The following is a 22,900-nucleotide window of genomic DNA, read 5'->3' as shown; positions in this document are numbered from 1 at the left end:
GACCCTAAACCTTACTTTAATTTACGTAAGACTTCTAAAACTGTATTACGGGATTCATCCACTTCAGCACTAACTAATTCAACAGCGCTATTATCTGTTCTTGAATAGGGATATGACTCATGTTTCACCTAAGAACGTAAACTTAAATTCAATTTTCCTTCGGAGGAAATTTTAGCTTTAAGCAAATGTGAAATTACTTTCAATATTCGACGAGTAATAGGACCTTTGCAATAGATATCCATACGTGAGGAAACAGAATTAAAGCCGATGGCTTGTTTAGCTTCATCGGCCGTAAGGCCAATATCGATTTCCTGATACTTATGGGATTCAATAGCCATTCGGATTATCTCATAATTTAACCAAGAATATGCGTAACACTTCGAAGAGTGGTTATAATCAAATCCACAGCATATTGAATGGAGCGTAGGTTCTTCCACCTGCAGTATACACATGGCTATGATTTTTCCATCATATCTGCAGCAGAGTAATTTGTAATCGGTCCGGTTTGAGATCTCTTCAAAAAATGTTAAATCATATAAGCGGTTACCATGTTTTACAGCAACATTACAATATAGGTCGTATACGTGCTGCACTTCCGTCGTCCAATCCTCCTCAATATAAACAGGCTGTACGCCATATTCAGTGAATTTCCGCTTGGCTTTTGCATAGACATTACGGTGCCAGCGTATTAATGAAGCAATATAGTCGTCAAATGATGAATAGGAAGAAATATCTATTCTCCAACGTTTAAATCGAGAAATAGTATAACAGCACTCATCAAAAGAAGATGCTTTCTCCTCATCAATAGTATGAAAAACGAGATAGGCCTTAGGATCTATTATTAGAGGAGTATGGAGATTAAAAACGAATTGCACGTAAAAATATTTTTGCGGCCAAGAGTACTTCCACCCCAATAATCCCATTAAGGAGAGTTTATGGAGGGAAGAATACTTTTCCAAGGGTATCGCTGTAAGCCAGCCTTTTGAAGAATCCATAGCATCCTTTATAAAATGATATGGCTTTATTTTTAAAGAGGATAACTTACAACGAATCCTAGCTATATTTAAGACTATGTTATTATGGCGCTTATGGAGAAATTAAGGTTTTATGCATCTCATCAAACTCCTTTAACCTTTCCCCTATTATTTTACCAACCTCATCCTCCGAGCCTTCAAGAGTGATTAATGCGCGAATAAGAGGATAGATTTCCTGACGGACTTTAGCGTAGTTCTCTTTTTTGATTCCGTATGAATTTTCACATAAATCAGCATCTAGAGTTTGGCTTAGAACAGCTTGGATTATAGGGTTTTCTTTACTTATTTCAGCGCAGGATAATTTGACTGAATTGCTTACAGGAACATAGCCGGTACTCACATGCCAATGGCGCTGCACAGCTTGACTGGCAAGATAATTTAGGAAGCAACGCACATTTTCAACCATATACTCATGCAAGTCTTCCTTGCTTTTATCTTTGGTATTTAACGCCCAGATTGCCCCTCCTCCTAAAGGAAAAGCATATTTCACTTTTTGATTCAATGTAAGGGTGGGTAAAGGTGCAAAATTTAGAGACATCTTAATATTTTTTGCATCCTTACATATTAATGTGAAGTTCCCTGACCCCTGCATGTACATGGCCACATCCCCATCAATAAAAAAATCTTTCGTATGATTATAATTACCGGTATTGGGGGGAAGGAAGACCCCTTCTCTGACGAGTTTATTTAAAAGTATCAAATGGTCTTTGAATTGATGTAAGTTGTAGTTTCCTTCTTCATCAAATAGGGATTTGTTTGTTTGGGCAAGGGGAGCCTCCAGCAGATAGGCCTCAGGCCAAGCACAAGTAAACCCTTTTTTTCCTGTGACTGAATGGATCTTCTGCGAGGCCTCAATTAGCTCTTCAAACGTACTTGGCTTCCAACTTGCGTCATAGCCCGCGTCCACCAACATTTTTGTATTTATATAAAGAATACCGCAGGCTGGATTGAATGGTAAGCAATCTTCACCAAAAGTCTTCCTTACAATTTCGGCAATGTCCTCTTTCCGTTCTTTAGAGAGCAAGTCTTTGACGGAAATGACTATACCTTCTTTTAACGCCTTGTTCATGGTACCCGTCATATATTCCGGGGCCAATACTAGTTGGGGACGCTCTGATGGCTCCTTTGACAAGGCTTCTAATGCTGCAGCTTGATAAAGATTCGGATTAATCTCTTTTAATTCTACAGAAAACCCACTATGAGTATTGTTGTAAGCATCCACAATTGTATTTAATGTTTCAGCGGGTACGCCTGTGAAGCTGTGATAAAAAACTATAGGAATAATTAGTACTGATTTAAGTTGTTTCTTCTTCAATTTTTTTTAACTAGGTAGTCCTGTTTGGACAAACACTTTAATTTTTTTTGAGTGCCAATAGGAAATTTTTGTGAGAGAATCCTGAGGAAAAATTAAATGCGGATTCTTGATGGCATATCTGGTAACTAGAATATCTAAAACCCCCAATTCTTTTGGAGTTTTGCCCATTTCTAATTCTACTTTATCGGGATCCTTGCCAAGACTAAGCAGTAATCTAATAGCTTTCTTTAAACCAATTTTAAATTCGGTTTTAAGACTTTCGTTTTCTGTTATGTAATTTGCATACCAATCGGAAATTCTATCCGATACAATTTCAATAACTGCTTGTTCTTCGTGGAAATTGTTGATATTAATTTCTATATCACAATTCTTAAGCACTGAGGGTAAAAATCGTTCGGCAATAGATGACATAAATAATCTTTTAATCTGTTGAACAATTAAACTTATAACATTTGGTTTATTATGTCAAAGTAACATAATACTAACCTTTTACAACCAAGCTCGGTTTCAAACGCGCAACCATTTGGGCTAATCCAGCCTCTTGAACCGCTGCAACCACAACATCCACATCCTTGTAGGCATCCGGCATTTCCTCCACAATCGTTCGTGTAGAGTTCGCTTTGACCATAACACCCATACTCTGCATGTGTTTAATAGGGTCTTTATGCTGCCAAGCCTTTGTCGACTGATGGCGGCTTCTTGCTCTCCCCGCACCGTGGCAAGAACTACACCACGTTAAAGGATTGCCTAACCCCACCATCAAATAACTAGCTCTACCCATATCACCCGGAACTAATACCGGTTGACCGGTACTTTGATAGAGCGGTGTTAACTCTCTAGCTCCCTTTCCAAATGCACGTGTGGCCCCTTTACGGTGTACGCATAACTTACGGGGCTTGCCATTCACTGTGTGCGTTTCGAATTTGGCAATATTATGGCATACGTCGTATAACAGCGGAATATGCTCTGGCCTTATTCCCAACACGCTTTTAAACGACTCCCTTACCCAGTGAAGTATCTGCTGCCGATTATTAAAGGCAAAATTAGCTGCTGCAGCCATTGCCTCCAAATAAGTTTTACCTTCATGGCTTGATATAGGTGCACAAACCAGTTGCTTGTCCGGCAATCTACTGTCGAAGCCTTTTTTGATAAATGCATTCAGGGTATCCTGGCATACCTGATGTCCAAAGCCCCTAGATCCGGAATGGATTAAAATATACGTCTGGCCTTGTTCTACTCCCCAAGCTGAAGCAACTTCAGGAAGCAAGATCTTTTCAATTTCACCGATCTCCACAAAATGATTACCTGACCCTATCGTCCCCAACTGCCCTCTGCCTCGCACCCGTGCTTCCTCTGAAACAGATTCCATGTTTGCCCCCGGAATCAAGCCGTGGCTTTCCGTGTGCTCAAGGTCTTCTTTAAAACCAAATCCATGTTCTATGGACCATCCTGCTCCCCTTTGTGCAATTTGTGCATAATCCTTATCTGTAAGGACATGCGCATCTTTATGTACGTTTCCAACACCGGAGGGAACGTTTTTAAATATTGTCCCTAAAATTTGTTCACGCTGAGAAGGACTGATATTTTTAAATAGCTCCGGAACAATAGCTAAACGCACCCCACAGTTAATATCATAGCCTACACCCCCAGGGCTGATAATACCCTTCTCGGCATCAAAAGCTGCAACCCCACCGATGGGAAATCCATACCCCCAATGCATATCCGGCATGGCAATACTATGTCCCACAATCCCCGGAAGATGGGCAACATTACGTAGCTGTCCCATTGCCTCATCCAGTCCACCTTCCTCAAGCATTACTTGAGAAGCGATGACTAAGCCGGGCACGCGCATATTCCCCTCTTTCTCCAATTCGTAAGTTGCAGGCGCTAGTTTGCGTAGATCAGACATCGACGATCATCTCCCATGTATAGATTCCCTTTTCTAATTTGATATCCCCATGAAAACTTACCGCTTTCAAAGGACAACCGCCATCACTATCGGCTAAAGTTACAAGACGATTTAGGGCTATGACGATATCTTCCAATTCAGTCTTTAACTGTAGGGTATTGTTATAACGTAAAAACTCTGGAAACATAAAAGCTAACGCCACGTAAGCATGCAGATGAAGTTGCTCTAATGTTTCGGCCCTCACTAAGAAAGCCACATCAGCGGTATGGTCTATCTCTGTAAAAGGTGCTGTAATAGGATAAGTACGGATTGGTGTGTAAACTAAATTCCCTACACTTTCATAGAGATGTATTTGGCTGACAATAAAAGGTAATGGAATAAATTTTTTCTGCCATTCTACCGGATCTAACGGACTCCTTGCAATGCTGACATGGGGTAAGAATTCTCTTTGATCAATAGAATACCCCTCACTACGCAGCCAATCCGCCAAACATTTTTGATATTCACCGATTTTTTGCTCTTCCAACCACCTCGCATGCCAGGCAACTACCCGTGGATCTTTGGGCGGCAGCATCAAACACTTATCAAAGAAGCCTACAGGGCCAACTTTAAAGGGGAGGGAAGGAATGCCACCCAAAACTTTTTCCAAAGCTTCAAAATCCACATTCCCCAAAAATGCTAAAGTAAGGTGGCGCGACGCCGGAAGGATGAAGCGTCCTGTAAAATATTCTAATGGCCAAGGAGCTAAAACTTCGCATCCAAAGAATAACCGGCGTAACTTATGCATACTCTTTGCCTCTAAGCCGTGATTGCGTCCTCATCCTAGTATAAAACTGTATAGTAATCTATGGAAACGCAACAGAATTTATAAATTGGCAAGATATTTATTAAAGCTTATTTTACTCCTAAAATTTTATATAGCCACTAGTATGCAAAAACGTTCACTTGTCAACAGAGCAAAGAAACAGGGTATGCCTCCCGGGACACTCATTAATCTGGGAGAACAAAATACAGCAGACCAGCGTATCGATCTTATCGATTACACCCAAGACGAACTGTTGATCCTCGAAGACATCACTTTTGAAGAATCCATGAAGTACCTGAATCAATCCTCCTGTACTTGGTTGCATATTCGCGGACTTAGCGACCCCCACCTCATCGAAAAATTAGGCGCCACTTTAGACCTCCACCCCCTTATCCTTGAAGATGTCCTTAACCCCAGCCAACGCTCCAAACTAGACGAATACCAACATCACCTATTTCTAGTGTTAAGGCTGCTGCGCTATGACGAGAACGTCAAGCAGCTGCAAGACGAGCAGATAAATATCATTTTCACAAAGAACTATGTCGTCACCATCAGTGAAAAAGAACACCCTCTTTTTGAACCTATCAAGCAACGTATCCGCTCTCCCACAAGCCGCCTACGCAGAAATGGTACCGATTACCTATGCTATGCCCTTATTGACGCTATTGTAGATTACTATTTCATCCTCCTAGTGCAAATCGATGACCAACTGAATGCCCTAGAGGACTCGCTCGGAAATAACACAGACGAACAACAGGGCATTGAAGCCATACAGAAACTAAAAAAAGAAATCTCTTATCTTCAAAAAGCCATCTGGCCAGTAAGAGAGCTTATCAACCAGCTCATCCGTAACGACAATACACTCTTTAAAAATACGACTAAAACTTATCTGCATGACGTCTATGATCACATCATCCAAGCTGTCGATACCATCGATAACTTTAGAGAGCAAACTTTAAGCCTTGTCGACATGCACATGTCCCTCTCCTCTAAACGCCTTAACGAAACAATGAAAGTGTTGACCGTGGTCTCAACTATATTCGTTCCCCTCACTTTCCTAGCCAGCATCTATGGCATGAACTTCTTAAAAGTCCCCGGAATAGATTACGAATGGGGCTTCCATATTCTTATCATAAGCATGGTCATTGTCGGCATCATTATGGTAAGCTATTTCAAAAGCAAAAAATGGATATAATCCCCATGAACAATCTTTTAAAACGCTTCCTACGCTATGTCAAAATAGATACCCAAGCCAATGAACATAGCACATCCTCCCCGAGCACAGCCAAACAACTTAACCTTAGCAAGATGCTAGAAGAAGAATGCCGCGCCCTAAAACTCGCAGATGTCTCCATCAGTGAAAATGGCATTGTCATAGCCACTATACCTGCCACAGGAAAACATTCAGCCCCAGTCATCGTCTGGAATTCTCATGTAGATACTTCACCCGAATATTCAGGAACTAATGTCAATCCTATCCTTCACGAAAATTATGATGGAAAAGACATTACTCTTCCCTGCAGCCCCTCTAAAACACTATTTGTCAATGACAACCCTGACCTTGCACACTTAATCAATACAACCATCATCACCACAGACGGCACCACCTTGCTCGGAGCAGACGACAAGGCCGGCATTGCCATTATTATGACTGCAGCCGAACATCTGCAGGCCCACCCTGAGATCCCTCACGGCCCCATACGCGTTTGCTTTACTGTCGACGAAGAAATCGGCCGCGGCACTGTAGGGTTAGATATGGAAAAATTAGGCGGCGTCTGCGGATATACTTTAGATGCCTCCGGAGCAGGTAAAATCGACGTAGAAACCTTCTCCGCTAACCTCGCCGTAGTCACTGTTAAAGGAATCAACTCCCACCCCTCAGAAGCTAAAGCGAAAGGAATGGTTAATGCCGTAAGGATCCTTTCCCAATTCATTGCAAAGCTTCCCTCCCAAACCCTTTCCCCCGAACATACCGAAGGACGCGACGGCTTTATCCACCCCTATGCAATCGAAGGCGGAGTCGCAGAGGCACGTGCCAGACTTATCTTGCGTGACTTCGACACCGCCAAATTGGACGAACAAGCGCATCTATTAGATGCGATCGCCAAAGAATTGAATGCAGAACATCCCAAAGCCTCAATCAATGTTTCCATTACGAAACAATATCGCAATATGGGCGAAGGTCTTAAAAAAGAGCCCCGGGCTGTAAAATATGCATTGCAAGCTATGCAGGCCGCAGGACTTAAACCTATTGCTGATATCATCCGTGGCGGAACCGATGGAGCTGTGATGACAGAAAAAGGCCTTCCCTGTCCTAACCTTTCCAGCGGCCAGCATAACCCGCATTCTCCCCTGGAATGGGCAAGCTTATGGGAAATGGAAAAAGCAGTAGAGGTTTTGGTACACTTAGCAGAAATCTGGGGAAAAGAGAAAACCTAACGCCTGATCACGTAACAATCACATTGTCACATTGTACAATGCATAGAGACCTATCAGCGCGACAAGTATCGCTACAATGGATGCGTAGCTCCACGGGTGAAGTCCATCTAGCCGATTCAGCATCTTCAATGCTTTTCTTTGCTCTACATATCCGGGAATCAAAATCAAAATTCCCATCAATATTAAAAAAGAACCCAGAGAAGAAATATGTTCCAAATGGGGATGAGAATAGGTATTTGGAAGGGCTTTAAAAAACTCGAAAAATTTAATAATCCCAAAACCGAACGTTATCATAGCAATCGCAGTTCTTATCCAAGATAGGAGGGTCCTGTCGGCAGCAAGTCGCGTACGTGTGACAGCAAGTTCAGTATTTATATCTAAAGGATTTGTGATGCCTGGCTTAGCCGAAGGAATATTCATCTTACCATCCGCATTTAAAATTACCTCTAAACATCGAAAAATAATCTTATATTCTTTATAGAGTTAATAAATAATTCAATCAATAATCTAATAGATATACAATGGAAATAATCTCCCTACATGCCGTATATTTTAATGCATAAAAAAAACATAACCAAGATTTTGAATTAAAATGACACTTATAAAATCCATTTGTACTGCAGTGCAAACCACTATAACTCATATATCAGCTGTAATGCCCACAGGCACTCAGGTAAAGGCTTTTCTTTTTATGGCTTTAGTTGCTAGTGCCCGGGCAACTAACCCATCCTTAAACTTTCAGCAAACCACCACAAGACTAACCACTGGAAACAATCCTACTGCTGACGCTGTTGCACAAGCTTCCAAAACAGTATTCAGTCCTATAAATCAAGTGATAGAAAACACTATTCTTAACAAACAAATAACTACTCCTTCTGCCTTAATTCGTACTGACATTCATATTTTACTGAGTGAAATCCCTTTTCCATTACAGCAGAGAATCGAAGAAACGAATACGCACACGCACCTCGTAAGTTTTTTATACGACTTGTTTAATAGACTAAATAATAATCATGAATTTACTGATTCAGACATTGACTACGACAGAGATCCGCAAATTACAATACTTAGAAATAAGGGTCTAGAATTACCTGAAATCGGAGCAATTATCGAATCCATCATAAATGGTCAACAACTGGATATAGACCCAAGAGACCTCAATTTCCATAGAAAAACTGTATTGAAAAGGCTAACCACAAACGTTTGTGAACTTCCCAGAAGCGAAGCCTATCCGGCAGTTATTGAAACACTCGAAAATTATTATGAGAATGTAGGAGTCTTTTTTGAGCATAAACCGCATTGGAATAAAGAAAGCCAGGGCGCTGAAAAACTATTAACGTCTCTCCGACTCACCCAAGACTACACCACCTTCACTCAAATCATTTTTAACACTCTTGATAGCCATGCAAAATCAGCTGCTATGACGTCTCAAACCAAAGAAAGCCCATTTACTCACTTATCACAATTTAAAGACAAATTCACTTACGTCCTAGATTACTTTCAACATCATACAGGCCCTTTTCTACAACCTGAAATTTATGCCAATACTATCATGACCCTTTTGGATGTCTACCAGGAAAGCTTATTAGATTATATTCTACTTTTTGAAGCTCATGGCGCCAAAGATTTAGTTAAGGATGTAAAAACGCTTAGATCAATCATCAAAAAACTGTCAATTAATATTTTTATACATACCTACAAGGCCTGCGATAATAATAAAGACAACGTCAAAGAGGTCTTGCAAAGGGATATCCATGCATATAATGAAAAAATACGTAACTTCTATCATTCTTTTGAAAAGTTAGATCTCCTTTTCAAACAAATTACAGAGGAACAGAAAGCTGCAAAGGACTCTAAGAAAAAGGAAGAGACCCCATCTCCCACATCAGAGACGATGATCCTCTCCACAGAATACAAGGTGGGCGTCGGAATTCTTATATCAATCATGGCCATCTCTCTGACTTGCATCTGTAATAAAGCTAAAAAAGTGGGTTTAGATGTTCAACGACAAGCTCCTGTTAAGACTTCACCTCCGGTACATCCAAAGCCTAGGGATCCTACCACTTCCGCAGCGCAAACACCTTCACATCAAACCTTCATCTATATCCCCCTGGAAAAGAAGTTAGAAAACATTCAAAACGAAGTCCACACACTCTTCGAAGTAAGCCAAAATCTAACTTTAAGGGAATTTAGACGTAAGGTCTCCCATCTTATAAACAATACGCATAAGTCCTATCTAGATGATCCGGATTTCAATGCATATATACGCACCACTTACACAGCACGTTGGAAATATATTAATCAATTGTGTGAAGGTGAAATATTAAAATCTATTCGCAGTAGTATTAATTCAACAGTAGAAGCTAACTCGAAAAAAACATCCGAATTAATACACCCCTTGGCTATACAAGAGCTAGGAAAACTAGAAGGGATGCTAACGTACTTCGATTGCAAACTCTTCAATGACTATATCCGATGTAAAAAACTTAAGTTTTCTGAGTTCATTGCTCAAGTTATTCTTGAACAATTTACCTGCATCTTTAAGAAATCTGTTGATAGTATATTGAAGAATGCCGGATCTACTACAGTGGATAAACTATCCGCTTTAGTCATCAAAAGGATGGAGAAAAACCATTCTACACTATTGCAATTGCCACTATTAGAAGAATGCCTACAAAAGAGAAATATGAACCTGAATACCTTTATTCAATTACTTATTCTTAAAAAGTATTAGACCCAACTTTTACCATATCGGAGCGGAGTTTAAAATACATCAAGAAGCCCTTAGGTAGAAAAGATTGTCCTAGTATAGGAGTGCTGTGACTTGTCCGACTGTAAGGACAAGTCACAGCACTCCTATACTAGGAAACGCTTCGCTTCGCAAAATAGAATTATCGCCATGCTCATAAATAGTCCTCTTGGCAATAAAGACCGACTTCATTACCTTAGTTGAAATTTTCCCCTCGTGATTATGTTCAAATGTTACTTGGCTATATTTTTTTTATTATTCCTGAACATTTCGACTTTCCAGGCAAGCCCCTACAACTTTCTTGAAACTCAAAAAACAACCCCATTACACAAAGCAATCGCTGAAAATAATCCGCATTTATTAAACCAACTCCTGGATCAAGGCACACAAATAGATCTTCCCGATAGCAATGAAGTTTCTCCCCTTGAATATGCTATCGAAATGGAATATATCGAATGTATCAAGCTTTTATTAGAACGCAACGCTTCCCTTCAAAATCAGAAGGATGGCAAAGAACTACTCCTAGCATACATTGAATTTTGCAACTATGAAATCGCCCGCCTATTAATCGATGCCGGTGCAGATATCCATGCAAGAGATTTTAATAACAGAACACCGCTTCATTGCGCCCTAAGAAGTTATTATTGGGAACCCAAAAAGAAAGCTATTTATCTATTAGAAAAAGGGGCCGACGTTAATTCCAAAGATGGGGAAGGTAATACTCCGCTTCATTATGCAGCCAAATGCGGCGATATTCCTCTAATCCAATTGCTCCTTAGATATGGCGCTGACAAATCTTCTAAAAATTTAAATGGAGAGACTCCCTACGATGTGGCACATTTTTGCACCCATTATTCTTCTGCCCTGAGAGTCTTAATGCCTACTCTAGACTTTCCCGGCAGGAAAACACCTCCACGCTTACCTGCAAAAAAGTCAGATAAATTTTGCCTCAATCCAAGAATTGCTGAGGAACTTGTCACCTGGATGAGCGATAAAGATGATCAAATCATTGGAATTAACACCTCTCAAAACAACAGCCAATATTTTGTCAAAGACTTAAACACAAACCATATTGACTACTATTATGAAGGGAACTTCCCCTACTTCTTTGTCTATGAACATGTGGGTAAAACAGATAATGGTGTGGATGTCGTCTTAACTTTTGAACGTACGGGTGGTAGCGGTTTATTCGAACACCTTCTACTTCTTGTCTTTGAAAAGGATTACTCTACAGAAGTTGACTGGAAAAACCACTCCATCAAACCAGGAAAGGTACGTAGACAGGCAATAAAACTAGGTGAAATAGGTTTGGGCGATCGCTGGCATGGAGAAGTTACAATTAAAAATAATACCCTACAGATAAGCGAAGATGAAGGACATTATCACCAAAACGACGCCTACGAATTGGAACTTACACCTTGGTCTAATGCACATACCCTCCCCTTAATGCCTCAAAAACAAATGAGTTTCGTAAATAAAACTCCTTATATAAACCCTCGGATAATACAAGACCTATGCACCTGGCCTATGGATAAAAGTGACGCTATCACGAAAATTTATTTAGATGATTCTGTAAGTCCCAACAGATTCTATTGCCATACTTTTGATACTAAGGACCCTACCTATGTCCAGTTTGAAAAAAACGGAACATATCCAGAATGCTTCAGATATACCTATGTGGGTAAAACAAGCGCCGGCATACACGCTATACTCACACAAGAACAAATGGCCAGCCCTGTAATTTATACGAATCTTTTGCTCATCAATTTTACCGAAGCAATCCAACTCCGACATAACCTGCACACGCAGATCCTTTCACCTCAAAAAAGAATTGCAATCAATAAGGTCGGACAAGTACGTTTGGATAACAACTGGAAAGGTGAGGTAAAAATCATAGGCAATACTCTTTATTTTACTCAGGCAAACAATCGCCCTATAGACTTCCTCACCATCAATGTCCCTTAACACAACTCAATTCAAAACAGATATGTTCACCGGATCAATACGCTACATTACCCCTCCACAAGCTCAATCTGAAGGATACATTTGCCGAATTGAAGTAAAGCATTCCTCCGAAGTAACTAATAGCGCCGCACACATACGCCTACAAAAAATTTTTGAACAATTCGACCTTGTTGTAACACAAGAAGATAATACTGAAGGAACGTGGAAACTCCTCCGCGCCGGCTACAGAACTGTCTCGTATAAATATGTACCTGAGGTATGGTTAAGAAAATACACTATTACAATGTCATCTACTCATCAATGCCAAGGACTTCTTGCAGCCATCAATAAGATTTTTTACTTGAAGCCTTCACCTGTCGGCAATGACAGTCAGTCCACCGCCTCATAGGTCACAAACCTTGCGGACAGTTAATGACAACTTATTTTTATAAAATGAAAACGACGCACCCCCTAAATAACTTTCAAAAAACTATCCGCGGGTAAATAGATCGTGTGTTACGACTTCAATACTCTGTTTTATTCTTATATTTTGAATTGAATATTTCTGTCTTAGAGCATCCAAATTTAGATTAAATATTATTTTTTTGTATTTTCCGACATCTCCAAGTTTCAGGCAAACTTTACCCTTAGTTATATCAGATTTGTAAGAATGCAAATTGTAATTTAAATGATTTATTAGGAAATCACTGAGATAATTTATACAAATATCCGTTCCACTGAAATTTTCAATCTTCTTATTATTATACGTCTTAAATAATCCTACAACTCGTATTTTGGTTACTAACTCGAGGGCGACCCCTACCGAAATAAGCTCCATAAAATTAGTATCTACGTTAAATGAAGATGATTGTTTTCTGACCTGCATAATTGATTCACGTATTTGACAACTTGCAGCACCAAACATTTCTAATGGCAATAGTGTTGTATTCGTATTGATCTCAGTCATAAGAGCTTTTCCATCTTTCCTTCTCGATATATTTATCAAGTACCACTATTCCTTGCCCACTATTATTCACTTTGTTAAAAGCAGCATTAGGGGGTAAGTTTATGAGCATATGCACTGAACAGCAACCACGTACGACTTCTGTTTCAGTTCCCACTAGTATTATCCACACACATAAAGTAATCTCTCGGAAATTTCAAATCATAACATGTTGGGGTCCACCCGAAGAAAATAACATTGTCAAATTGACATTTGCAAAAATAAAACCCCCATCACAGTACTCTCAAAGTAGCTCTAAAGTTAAAATGAAAGCTGTATTCTATAATAAAAAGGAAAAAAAATTAGTCTTAGCTTATGGAAATAGACAAATTAAATGGTGTATTCAAGAAGTATCCTTATCAAAATTCTTCGAACTTACCTTGGGATTACAATCCAGAATCCTTATCAGAGTTGATTCCAAAAATGCTCAAAAACTTAAGGTATGTGTTTTTCTAGAAACGACCATACCAGAGCCTTTATTTTCTTCTTATTCTGATTTTGATAGAAAACTTGCAGACAACATTAAATTAGAAGTCTATCGACAGTATAATGAAAAAATGAACTCTGTCTGTCTTCCACTAATACTAAACAAATATTTTGAATTTGCACTCAAGACAGCAAAATACGTAAAACTTTGCTGTCCTACTCGTGACGCCTCTACTGAAGATTATAAATCGTTCAAAAAATGTGCAGCCCAACGTATTGAGCAGTATAAAAACGAAGTTGAGCACATAAAATCCCGTTTGTTAAGCGACCCAAAAAATAAAAAAGAATTATATCTCATAGAGAGGCAAGAGAATAAGATCATTTCCGCAAGAAAAGTCCCTAGAAAACTCTTCAAAAACTTTTTTAGTAATGATGCAGACTTTGAAAGCATGCGTAGAGCCTCTTTCATTGGAAATACTGGTAAGGATAGAGTCGGATATATACAGAAGAAGGCGCATGTACATCTCATGGGCATTAATGATATCGAAGAAGAAAAAATCAAAATCCAAAAGCGTTTAGGGATTTAACCCTATAAGGCCTACATTATTTTCTCAGCGGCAAATACATACATAACAGATTTCAATGCAAATTTACCTCTACCTATCTCCGGAACCACTTTATATTGAAATAAGTCGGCCGTTCTCAGATCAGCAGATGCAAAATTTACAGATTTCGTTCCAACCTTGCTGGCAATGATCCCCCAATCGACAACCGATTTTTCATAGTAGCCGTTGCTAAGTACCTTAAATTCTTTATGTGTTTTGAAAGCGTCCCACAGATCTATCATAAATGAAGTTCTGTGCTGAATCTTCTCATAACTTTCCAGAGGGCAGATAGTATTTAGAATCGAGAAAAGGTCCTGATTTTCTACGGAAGAGCCGATCAAATACTTAAACCTGTCTTTCGGAGAAAGTGCTTCTAAAGATACTATGAATTGAAAAAATGCTGCTGATAGACTGTGTGCCCTTTCTTTTAGTAAATTGAAAGGAAGTGTTTTAATTCCTAGCTCATCCCCTTCTTGATATGGAAACGCTAACTTGCCTCCCTCAGAGTGTTTTTCAAGCAGCGGCCCTTCATCAAAAAGAATATCAGATATGATCACTACCCTTCCTCTTACCCTTAGCGAATGGTTTAGCCCTTCTACGAACTTAGGTAAATCTCTTCTTGAGATGGCGTCCACGACACATAATGCAACAATGTTATATTGGCTATCTTTTCCAACACTTTTGGCTAATTGTGTTGCATCGACTTGTATGTAAGGTAAGCTCTGCTTACCTTTACCTTCCTTTGCTGGGACCACTAAGTCAGAATAAATAAAGCGCGACCTATAATTTTTAGGTCCCGTTTTAGCTAGATAACTAATGGAACCGGACTGCTGAATCCCTGCTCCGAGTTCAAGGATAGGGCCTTCTTGCATGTATTCATCAAAAATAACTTTCAGATTGGCTGTAACGGCAGGTTTAATCATTTTCATTTTCACCCTCATCCCCATGAAACTAGCTGACATCAGAGAACAATCTTGTGAGCTTTTTGGCAATCCCGCCTGAATCTGAACATACTTCTCTAAATCACTTGCCCAGTTAGCAACATGCCTTTCGACAAATGACCGCCGCCTTTTCTCACCTATTTTACTTAAAATATGTTCAATAAACGCCAAAGAGTATTCTCGCACAGGCGCCAAGTGTCGTCTTAGATCTACTCTCTCTATTACTTGTGCACCTACCAGTACCGCACTTAAACCTAGGGAAAGAAAGGCAAGACGCTCAACCGTACTCATTTCTATGGGAGATTGGATGGTATCTTCGCGTGCAAAAACGATAGCTTGAATCCCTGCGATGGTATGGTCAAAAGGCATATTTAAAACACTTTTAAGTTTTAGAAATATCTATAATGCCCGCTATTTTGGTTTAGCTCCACATTTTTATTTAGAAAATGATGATCAGAAATCTTAGAAAAAGAAATAATAAAGGGGCTTAAATCATTGCTGACTTAAGCCCCTTTAAGAAAGAGGTAACTAAGTCTTTTGCAAGACTCACCTCTTGACGGTTTGGCAAAATAATAATAGCAGGAAGACTAATAAAAGTTTAGATAAATCTTATCTTCCGGAGCGGCACATTATTGGTTTATGAGACTACTGCAATCCCAAGAGAGTCTTAGTAGAGTCTAAAAGCATTTTTACCTGATCTTCAGTTTGCACTGTCATTGATCCCCGTTGGGTGCGAACGTCTTTGATGATTTCCAAAAGTTTGTCACCATAATTATCTTTAGTAATCACCCCGCTATCGACCAAGTGCTTTACAGTTCTCAATACGGTAAAAGTCCCGGAACGTCCTACTCCGGCTCGGCAATGTACGCACATTTTATCTGAATTTGCATTATCTACAGTATTAATCAAATCGAGGACTTTATTCCCCTCAGCTCCCCCAAAATCTTTCCACCCTGTATAATGCATGCGGGTAATTTCCTTTGGTTCTTTGCCATCGTGGTTATCAATGAAAAGCTTGTAGGTAATCACTCCGTCTTTTTCAATAGGTTTTTCTCTAAGTTCTACTGTAGTCTTTCCTCCAGTATGGTCCTGAAAGGTCATTTTCCCGGGAGTTTGTGGATGATAAGCAGAAGTATGAGAGTCGCCCGGTTGTGAAAGGTCTATAACCATTGTCACATTCTCTTGACCCGCCATCTTCCAAAAATATGCTGCATTATTTCCACCCGCTTCATCCGGAAAGCCAGGATGCTGTGATAAAATATATTGAGAGTTATCCTGCATTTTGACATGGCTAGCATGTACCCAAAGGGCCGGCTGCTGATTTCCGATGGAGAATTTGACAGCACTGTTGGCCGGTAACTTAACATCGGTAAAGGAAGGCCTTAACATACCGGAAGGGACATATGGACCTTTAAGATTTCCATTGAAACTTTGAAGTTTACTCCACATTTCACTTGAAGAAACTTTTGGGGCAATGGATGAACTAAAATCGCCCCAGGTTTTGTTATTTGCAGCCAAATCACAAATAATGTTGTCGCTCTCCATTTGCGACAATCCTGTAAAGTGATTCATTACATCTGGATGTTTGTTAAATTCACTCATCAATTTTGAAATATTGCTTTCGAACTTTTGAATAGTTATAGCCCCTGAATTTAAATTATTTAATATCAAACTACTGTTTTGAGAACTGGGGTTTAATCGCAGCTGCCTTAAGGAATTTGATAAGGGCATACTAAAATCAGAAGCGCTTTTAGCAGCACTTTGCTGTGTCATTTTAGGTTTTGGCCTACTATTTCTTAATAAATTTTCTATGCCTGTTCTTACTGTAGATATTTTTTGGAATTGATTGTCTGTGATAAATTTACTTAAGTCATCTTTAACATCAGCGAAAGTAACATTGTTATCTGCCATGATATTAAGCATTTCATGCAGATCCGAATCCCTAGGAAAATAAAATTTCAAAGAGTTGTGTATCTCAGGACTATTCTTCATTTCCTGATTTAAGGATGTCACTTTTGCTAGACTAGCCTCACGTTTTTGCTGCAAAGGATTTCCATGAGTCAGCTGGAAATTATTCATTTCTCTTTGCAGTTTTTGTTTTTCTGAAGGCCTGCCAAATAATTTATTAAATATACTACTAGGAAGTTTTTGCTGGCTCTTTATATTAAGAGCATTCTGCATATTTTTTATAATAACAGTTTTCTTTTCAGGGGGAGCGCTAGTTAAAGCTTTATTGAAAACACTGGCTAATTGATTAACTGAGGCTTTTTCAACTATAGATTTAAACTGACTTGTTTCAGTCATCGAGCTTAACGACGTTCTTAGATTATTCTCTAATCCCATAGAAAAACCTCTATTGTACAGAATCATCTCTCAGATATTAATATTATTATAAAATATTATCCATTTTAAATAACAATCAATAATATATTTTAAACACAATTTTATTAAATAGACACTAACAGTAATACACATACAATTAAGATAATATACATTTTGATAAAATCAGCCGAAAGTTCACCATTCTCAGCCAAGTACTCTTGAAAAGAAATCTTTACATACACTATGGATGAAAGCTAAAAAGGCATCTAGTGCAACATATCCCCGTATTAATTGTAGGTGCCGGTCCTTCCGGATTAGCAGTAGCTTTGGAATTAACCCGATTTGGTATACCTGTTCGAATTATCGATCGCAAAGCTACCCAGACTTTAACCACCAATGCAGCAGGAATTCAAACTAGAACCATTGAAATACTAGAGCATATAGGTATTGTCAAAGAATTCTTAGATAGAGGTGTAGTCACCAAATCACTTGAAATTCATAGTCAGAAAAGAAGACTCGCCAAAGTTCCCCTAGATGTTGTGGACTCTTTTCATAAATTCATACTCATGCTGCCCCAGTCAGATACAGAACACATATTAAATCATGAATTAGAAAAATTGAATGTGCGAGTCGAAAGAAATGTTGAATTTATCGAGTTAAGACAAGAGAACAATAAGGTTATTTCCTCGCTAAAATATTTAGATGGAAAGACGGAAATAGTTGAAAGCGATTGGCTAGTAGGTTGCGACGGCTATAATAGTGCGGTGCGTAACCATGCTAATATCAAAATGGTAGGAAAAGACTTCGATCAAGAGTTTTTTGTCGCAGATGTACGCCTTAAATCGAAATTTGATCGTTCCTCAGTAAATATGATCATCAATAAAGGAACCCTTATAGGTATATTTTCTCTTCCCAATGATCAAAATGATAAGTTTCGTATTGTAGGCAACGTAGGAAAGGATCAAAACAAGGATAAGTTTACAGAAAATGAGATAAAACAAATTGTGGAGGGCTATACAGAAGGAGAATGTGAAGTTATCGAAGTGATCTGGTCATCACCTTTTTGGATCCATAGCAAAGTTGCATCCAAGTTACGCAATCAATCCGTATTCATTGCAGGAGATGCTGCTCATGTACATTCTCCGGCAGGAGCTCAGGGAATGAATACAGGCCTGCAAGATGCCTTTAATCTTAGCTGGAAACTAGCATTGGTTATCAACAATAAAGCCCAACCGACAATTCTAGATAGCTACCAGGAAGAACGCTACCCCATCATTAAAAACGTCATCAAATTCACTGAAGCATTAGCGTTTCTTGGACTCACTAATAATTCATTTTTGCAAGGCATTAGAAATTTCATTTTTAGAAATGTCACGGATAAGGTCAGGTTTATCCAACGTAAAATGGTCGGTCTTATTACACAAACCGCATTGAAATATAAAAATAGTCATATCATCATTAAGCAATCTAATGGACATTCTTCCGGTCCACAGCCCGGGGAACGTGCACCCGATCTAGTATTATCGGAAAACAGAAGGCTTTATGACTATTTACGCAATAACCAGCACAATTTATTGCTCTTCACAGGGCCTGCACCTACCACAGAATCGATTGAATCCATCCAAGATGCATATCATAAAATATCCGATCAATTGGGTAGTTTGATAAAACCCTACATCGTCTCTGATAAGAAAATAAACGTACCCAATCTAATCCAAGATAATGATTTAGCCCTTCACACACGCTACGCAGTCAGCAAACCAAGTATGTGCTTAATCCGCCCCGACCAATATATTGGTCTGTTTATGGGCGAAGTGAATCCAAGTTTGCTGGGTGAATTATTACAGAAGGTAGGATTTCAACCGATACAATAAGAATTGGGAATCTTTAGGCTATGTCAGGTCTGAAATACAAGAAATCAGTCCTATAAGATCCTTAACACTTTCTAGCTAATAGTTATGGTTTTTTTAGAAATTTGTCCCATAGAGAGTTTTTAAACCACATAGGCATCGAATCAACTTTCATTTCCAGGATTTTGCCTTCTGTAACCTCAGCAAGCCATACGTGCTCATGTCCTGAATTATCAAAAATATAAGCGCGATCAGACAACTTCACTGCCTCTATTAATAACTCAAGTGATCTGCCATAACGGCTAATTATCTTATCTTCAGGAACAGGATGACCACCCATCTTTACACGATGTTTTACACGGGAGATATTGATTTCTGGATCTTCTGTAGCTACATAATAAAGGTAAGTTCTGTATCCTTTTAACTTTGCGTATTGCAAGAGCTCAATTTTATCTTCTGAAGACATCACCGTTTCAAAAGTGAATGGACTATTATTTTCTATGAGTTTTTGACGAATAAAATCCGCTGCAACAGAGGCAAAATAGGCATTTATTTCAATATTTTTGAAATGCAAACAACTCCCCTCAAATTCAAGAGAGGAAACTTTATCAGAAAGACTAGCTTTTTTTAAAAGAGTAGAATTAGAAAAAAAAGCTAATACTTCTTTGTGTGTTGTTTGGATGGAAAAAGGATGAAAATCTAAAAATCCTTGACGGCGGATTTCTGCCTCCATCTCATCAGGATTAATATAAAAACCTAAAAGCTGAGTGCCTACTACAGATTTTATCGTGCTTTTACCGGAACCATTTGGGCCAGCAAACATCCTTAGGCGTGGACTTAAAGCAGAGTTCATCTTTCTATACGCTGACCGATGGAAATTTTAAACGAAGGGGTTAATTTGCGGATGACTCTATGGGAACCATCTGGGAAAATTTCAATGAGAACACCATCACGACATTCAATGACACTGCTGCCGACTGCAAGAGCTTCCCAATAAGCTTTAACAATAGCAGCTTGCGCAAGCTCAGGAATGTGCTCCTCCTGAAATTGTATAGCTTTTTCTGACAAACTCATAGCTCACCTAAGTGAAATAAAACATTAGATTACACAATGTGAGTTGCATTTGCAAGACAGCCCCTAAACTGTATATGAACTTGCCTATTCTCTTTGTCAAAACCCTATAACATATGAGAAAGAGACTCCCACCTGCTTTATCTATATCGCAGACCTACTAGTCTGCAGTTTTTGCTTTGTTATAGTTGAAAAGGATTGGACCATCTACAGGTACAGCAGAAGCAACCCTGTTTTTTTACCACGAAACGGCTATTTCCTTCGTGATGACGAGGGCTGGCATCTACTGGATCCCCAGTAGACCACATAATTTTTAAATACAATGAACAAAAGCCAAACACGCAAATTGACGAGGTTATCCTTGGCTTATGAGTAATCAAAAAAAATTTAAAAGCTTCTAAAAACATAGTTTGAAGAGAGAAATAGATGGTATAAAAAAAGACAAGTCCTAGATCTCTCTAGCTTCTTGGATATCCAAAAGCAATTAAGTCGAAAAAGTTCAACCTGGAGTTACCTATGGAAATTTTCATGCTAGAAAGCTCCAGCAATCTGTTTTTCTTGATTCAAAAAGTGGCCTATCCAGACTGCATTATATGCTTCTAGCTCTTGGCAAATATAGTTATCGACAAAACAACAAAGAAGTCTCCATCATCTTTTAACGTAAAGCCCAAATTTTCTAGCGAATTAGTTAAATATGAAATTTCAGAGCAACTAAAGTTTTGTATAACAGCTACTTTAGGCTCTAGATTATTTGACAACAGATTTGTATCATGCCAAAAAGCAACTGCATTTTGAGATAAATCATGATTATGGGTTACCATAAATCCTTTTTCTTAAACCTTAAAAAGGCTCCTTGAATACTTTCAGGAGAATATTTTTCAGATAAACGATCTAATACCGCAATTTCAACTTGTGGACCCCTCTGAAATATAGTTGCAATTTCAATATACAAGCGACCATTTAGTAAGTGATGCTGGTCTTCTGAAAATAAAAGAATGCGTTCAGTCTAGAATCTCAATGATAAAATTTGATCGAAAGGCAATTCGACAGGCTTCTTGCAAAGTCTTATCAATGTTCATAAATCAATTCGATCAATATCCAGGAGTTCTTCTAACACTTCTCTGCCTTCGCAAAATTTATACCAACATTTCTTATAATAATCGTCTATAGCCAGTGTGGATGTGTTGAAAACTTCATATGCGTTGGCAATATCTTTAGCCTTCATGTAATAGATTAAAAACAAGTCATCGCCATGTTTTTCGAGAAAAGCAGATTCCATTATAACTCCCTCATTTTCAAGTGATTCCAAAACTTCCTTTTTTCGATCTTTTAGTGTTTGAAACCACTCACGCACCTCATTTATAGAGTCTTTTTTTAACTTTGTTCTTATACAAATAGTCTTCATGTCTCTCCATAAACATTATACGAATACTCTCATGAATTTTTCGGAACTTTTTTATTAACCAGAAAAAGATTTTTTCGTGAATCTTACAAAAAAATTGAAATTGTAGACTATTGCAAATCTTTTTGACAAACGACAGGAATTGGACAATCGGCTTGCACAAAAAAGAGCTTAAGCCAATGAGCTTAAACCCTTGTAATTAAAGATGCTCGGAAAAGGACTCGAACCTTCACGGGCAAAAGCCCAAGGGATTTTAAGTCTCTTGAGATATACTGACGAGCACAAACCAGAAAACACAGGAGCAATACCTTGAACGAGTTAAGGAAGCTGCCACTGTGCTGAGTTGTGTTGTTTTCTTCCAGTCTTTTCAGTCTAGAGCGTAATTTTTGCGTAAATTTCGTAAATGTCTTGACTTGACAGCACTCAAGATCGCAAAATGGAAATATGAATACACGATTTGATAAAGCTAAGACAGTTCTAGAATCTCATCGTAAGCACCTATCTCAATTAGGCACGCGACACCTTGCAATTTTTGGTTCTACCGCTAGAAATGAGGCGACTAAAACGAGCGACATTGACATTCTTGTCGATTTCGATGCAAAAAAAGGACTTTTCGTTTTTGTTGATCTCAAATTTTACTTGGAAGATATCCTAAAATGCGAAGTGGATCTTGTCAGCACACGAGCACTCCATCCTGCACTAAAAAAGAGAATTCTCAGTGAAGCCAAGCAAATCTTCTAGAGAGTGGCCTTTCCGTATCAAAGACATTCTACACTCTATCGACAAGATTGAGCAGTATACTAAGAACATGACCATCTCCGAATTTAAGAAAAATGAACTTGTAATAGACGCTGTAATTCGAAATTTTGAAATTATCGGAGAAGCGAGCAATAATATACCACTTGCCATTCAAACTACCCATGCGCATATTCCCTGGAGGCAGATGATCGGGTTAAGAAATGTTCTCATACATGAATATTCTGGAGTGGATGTGAGTGCTGTATGGGAAACAATACATATTCATCTTTCATCTCTTAAGCAGCAGTTGTTAGCCTTGACTAATGATTGAGAAGTGTATCTGAGGT

At 38.8% G+C, this 22,900-nt stretch carries 22 protein-coding genes; 9 read left to right on the top strand and 13 right to left on the bottom strand.

Annotated elements, in window-relative coordinates; all coding sequences use genetic code 11:
- Positions 1-128: 128 nt before the first annotated feature.
- The 5 genes from WC222_01690 to WC222_01670 all read right to left on the bottom strand — a co-directional run bounded on the left by WC222_01690 (position 129) and on the right by WC222_01670 (position 5,045).
- Entirely contained in the window at positions 129-995 is an 867-nt protein-coding gene (locus WC222_01690; GenBank protein MFA6915084.1) for a GNAT family N-acetyltransferase, read from the bottom strand.
- 91 nt (positions 996-1,086) lie between these two features.
- The gene (locus tag WC222_01685; GenBank protein MFA6915083.1) at positions 1,087-2,349 is read right to left on the bottom strand and encodes an extracellular solute-binding protein; all 1,263 of its coding nucleotides are present in this window, start codon (positions 2,347-2,349) and stop codon (positions 1,087-1,089) included.
- Between the two features lie 6 nt (positions 2,350-2,355).
- Complete coding sequence (locus WC222_01680; protein MFA6915082.1) at positions 2,356-2,760, bottom strand: hypothetical protein; 405 nt, start codon at positions 2,758-2,760, stop codon at positions 2,356-2,358.
- 70 nt (positions 2,761-2,830) lie between these two features.
- Positions 2,831-4,258 (bottom strand): RtcB family protein, encoded by a 1,428-nt coding sequence (locus WC222_01675; protein MFA6915081.1) that lies wholly within the window; start codon positions 4,256-4,258, stop codon positions 2,831-2,833.
- Entirely contained in the window at positions 4,251-5,045 is a 795-nt protein-coding gene (locus WC222_01670; protein ID MFA6915080.1) for a hypothetical protein, read from the bottom strand. Before WC222_01670 ends, WC222_01675 begins: the two co-directional genes overlap by 8 nt.
- A 142-nt stretch (positions 5,046-5,187) precedes the next feature.
- Between WC222_01670 and corA the strand changes: the two genes are divergently transcribed.
- Positions 5,188-6,258 (top strand): magnesium/cobalt transporter CorA, encoded by a 1,071-nt coding sequence (gene corA / locus WC222_01665; protein MFA6915079.1) that lies wholly within the window; start codon positions 5,188-5,190, stop codon positions 6,256-6,258.
- Positions 6,249-7,502, top strand: coding sequence for a peptidase T (gene pepT / locus WC222_01660; GenBank protein MFA6915078.1), 1,254 nt, complete (start codon positions 6,249-6,251; stop codon positions 7,500-7,502). The genes corA and pepT overlap by 10 nt, the downstream gene beginning before the upstream one ends.
- A gap of 18 nt (positions 7,503-7,520) precedes the next feature.
- Here the strand turns inward: pepT and WC222_01655 are convergent, their stop codons facing one another.
- Entirely contained in the window at positions 7,521-7,922 is a 402-nt protein-coding gene (locus WC222_01655) for a DUF202 domain-containing protein (GenBank protein ID MFA6915077.1), read from the bottom strand.
- Positions 7,923-8,094: 172 nt separating this feature from the next.
- Between WC222_01655 and WC222_01650 the strand changes: the two genes are divergently transcribed.
- The 3 genes from WC222_01650 to WC222_01640 all read left to right on the top strand — a co-directional run bounded on the left by WC222_01650 (position 8,095) and on the right by WC222_01640 (position 12,604).
- A complete protein-coding gene (locus WC222_01650; protein ID MFA6915076.1) occupies positions 8,095-10,236 on the top strand; it encodes a hypothetical protein in 2,142 nt (713 codons plus the stop codon).
- Between the two features lie 252 nt (positions 10,237-10,488).
- The gene (locus WC222_01645) at positions 10,489-12,216 is read left to right on the top strand and encodes an ankyrin repeat domain-containing protein (protein ID MFA6915075.1); all 1,728 of its coding nucleotides are present in this window, start codon (positions 10,489-10,491) and stop codon (positions 12,214-12,216) included.
- A 22-nt stretch (positions 12,217-12,238) separates the two neighbouring features.
- Complete coding sequence (locus WC222_01640; protein ID MFA6915074.1) at positions 12,239-12,604, top strand: hypothetical protein; 366 nt, start codon at positions 12,239-12,241, stop codon at positions 12,602-12,604.
- Positions 12,605-12,685: 81 nt separating this feature from the next.
- Here the strand turns inward: WC222_01640 and WC222_01635 are convergent, their stop codons facing one another.
- Positions 12,686-13,162, bottom strand: coding sequence for a hypothetical protein (locus WC222_01635; protein MFA6915073.1), 477 nt, complete (start codon positions 13,160-13,162; stop codon positions 12,686-12,688).
- Positions 13,163-13,263: 101 nt separating this feature from the next.
- Between WC222_01635 and WC222_01630 the strand changes: the two genes are divergently transcribed.
- Entirely contained in the window at positions 13,264-14,211 is a 948-nt protein-coding gene (locus WC222_01630) for a hypothetical protein (GenBank protein ID MFA6915072.1), read from the top strand.
- Between the two features lie 11 nt (positions 14,212-14,222).
- Here the strand turns inward: WC222_01630 and WC222_01625 are convergent, their stop codons facing one another.
- Together WC222_01625 and WC222_01620 are read right to left on the bottom strand one after the other, a co-directional pair.
- Complete coding sequence (locus tag WC222_01625) at positions 14,223-15,539, bottom strand: hypothetical protein (protein ID MFA6915071.1); 1,317 nt, start codon at positions 15,537-15,539, stop codon at positions 14,223-14,225.
- Between the two features lie 276 nt (positions 15,540-15,815).
- Complete coding sequence (locus WC222_01620) at positions 15,816-17,513, bottom strand: protein-tyrosine phosphatase family protein (protein ID MFA6915070.1); 1,698 nt, start codon at positions 17,511-17,513, stop codon at positions 15,816-15,818.
- 248 nt (positions 17,514-17,761) lie between these two features.
- On the opposite strand from WC222_01620, the gene WC222_01615 reads away from it, so the two are divergent.
- Positions 17,762-19,366 carry an FAD-dependent monooxygenase gene (locus tag WC222_01615; protein ID MFA6915069.1) on the top strand — a complete coding sequence of 535 codons (1,605 nt, stop codon included), beginning with the start codon at positions 17,762-17,764 and terminating at the stop codon, positions 19,364-19,366.
- Between the two features lie 82 nt (positions 19,367-19,448).
- On the opposite strand, the gene WC222_01610 is transcribed toward WC222_01615, so the two are convergent.
- The 4 genes from WC222_01610 to WC222_01595 all read right to left on the bottom strand — a co-directional run bounded on the left by WC222_01610 (position 19,449) and on the right by WC222_01595 (position 21,818).
- On the bottom strand, positions 19,449-20,195 hold the full coding sequence (locus WC222_01610) for a zeta toxin family protein (protein ID MFA6915068.1): 747 nt from the start codon (positions 20,193-20,195) through the stop codon (positions 19,449-19,451).
- Positions 20,192-20,416, bottom strand: a complete 225-nt coding sequence (locus WC222_01605) for a hypothetical protein (protein ID MFA6915067.1) — start codon at positions 20,414-20,416, stop codon at positions 20,192-20,194. The genes WC222_01610 and WC222_01605 overlap by 4 nt, the downstream gene beginning before the upstream one ends.
- Positions 20,417-21,012: 596 nt before the next feature.
- Positions 21,013-21,234: a hypothetical protein gene (locus WC222_01600; GenBank protein MFA6915066.1), complete on the bottom strand. Its 222-nt coding sequence runs from the start codon at positions 21,232-21,234 to the stop codon at positions 21,013-21,015.
- A 254-nt stretch (positions 21,235-21,488) separates the two neighbouring features.
- Positions 21,489-21,818, bottom strand: a complete 330-nt coding sequence (locus WC222_01595) for a DUF6176 family protein (GenBank protein MFA6915065.1) — start codon at positions 21,816-21,818, stop codon at positions 21,489-21,491.
- Positions 21,819-22,259: 441 nt separating this feature from the next.
- Here WC222_01595 and WC222_01590 point away from each other — a divergent pair, with 441 nt between their 5' ends.
- A complete protein-coding gene (locus WC222_01590) occupies positions 22,260-22,556 on the top strand; it encodes a nucleotidyltransferase family protein (GenBank protein MFA6915064.1) in 297 nt (98 codons plus the stop codon).
- Positions 22,534-22,884 carry a DUF86 domain-containing protein gene (locus tag WC222_01585; GenBank protein ID MFA6915063.1) on the top strand — a complete coding sequence of 117 codons (351 nt, stop codon included), beginning with the start codon at positions 22,534-22,536 and terminating at the stop codon, positions 22,882-22,884. The genes WC222_01590 and WC222_01585 overlap by 23 nt, the downstream gene beginning before the upstream one ends.
- The last annotated feature ends 16 nt before the right edge of the window (positions 22,885-22,900 follow it).

The sequence above is a fragment of the Parachlamydiales bacterium genome, assembly GCA_041671045.1.
Classification (GTDB): domain Bacteria; phylum Chlamydiota; class Chlamydiia; order Chlamydiales; family JABDDJ01; genus JABDDJ01.
This window is presented reverse-complemented; position numbering and strand designations above follow the sequence as displayed.

Excerpts from the sequence above, each read along its gene's own strand:
- WC222_01630 (MFA6915072.1), top strand. The coding sequence starts at position 13,264 with ATGAGCATATGCACTGAACAGCAACCACGTACGACTTCTGTTTCAGTT.
- WC222_01620 (MFA6915070.1), bottom strand. The coding sequence starts at position 17,513 with ATGGGATTAGAGAATAATCTAAGAACGTCGTTAAGCTCGATGACTGAA.
- pepT (MFA6915078.1), top strand. The coding sequence starts at position 6,249 with ATGGATATAATCCCCATGAACAATCTTTTAAAACGCTTCCTACGCTAT.
- WC222_01605 (MFA6915067.1), bottom strand. The coding sequence starts at position 20,416 with ATGAGTTTGTCAGAAAAAGCTATACAATTTCAGGAGGAGCACATTCCT.
- WC222_01640 (MFA6915074.1), top strand. The coding sequence starts at position 12,239 with ATGTTCACCGGATCAATACGCTACATTACCCCTCCACAAGCTCAATCT.
- WC222_01625 (MFA6915071.1), bottom strand. The coding sequence starts at position 15,539 with ATGCCTTTTGACCATACCATCGCAGGGATTCAAGCTATCGTTTTTGCA.
- WC222_01680 (MFA6915082.1), bottom strand. The coding sequence starts at position 2,760 with ATGTCATCTATTGCCGAACGATTTTTACCCTCAGTGCTTAAGAATTGT.
- WC222_01670 (MFA6915080.1), bottom strand. The coding sequence starts at position 5,045 with ATGCATAAGTTACGCCGGTTATTCTTTGGATGCGAAGTTTTAGCTCCT.
- WC222_01650 (MFA6915076.1), top strand. The coding sequence starts at position 8,095 with ATGACACTTATAAAATCCATTTGTACTGCAGTGCAAACCACTATAACT.
- WC222_01655 (MFA6915077.1), bottom strand. The coding sequence starts at position 7,922 with ATGAATATTCCTTCGGCTAAGCCAGGCATCACAAATCCTTTAGATATA.
- WC222_01595 (MFA6915065.1), bottom strand. The coding sequence starts at position 21,818 with ATGAAGACTATTTGTATAAGAACAAAGTTAAAAAAAGACTCTATAAAT.
- WC222_01610 (MFA6915068.1), bottom strand. The coding sequence starts at position 20,195 with ATGAACTCTGCTTTAAGTCCACGCCTAAGGATGTTTGCTGGCCCAAAT.
- WC222_01600 (MFA6915066.1), bottom strand. The coding sequence starts at position 21,234 with ATGGTAACCCATAATCATGATTTATCTCAAAATGCAGTTGCTTTTTGG.
- WC222_01690 (MFA6915084.1), bottom strand. The coding sequence starts at position 995 with ATGGATTCTTCAAAAGGCTGGCTTACAGCGATACCCTTGGAAAAGTAT.
- WC222_01635 (MFA6915073.1), bottom strand. The coding sequence starts at position 13,162 with ATGACTGAGATCAATACGAATACAACACTATTGCCATTAGAAATGTTT.
- corA (MFA6915079.1), top strand. The coding sequence starts at position 5,188 with ATGCAAAAACGTTCACTTGTCAACAGAGCAAAGAAACAGGGTATGCCT.
- WC222_01675 (MFA6915081.1), bottom strand. The coding sequence starts at position 4,258 with ATGTCTGATCTACGCAAACTAGCGCCTGCAACTTACGAATTGGAGAAA.
- WC222_01590 (MFA6915064.1), top strand. The coding sequence starts at position 22,260 with ATGAATACACGATTTGATAAAGCTAAGACAGTTCTAGAATCTCATCGT.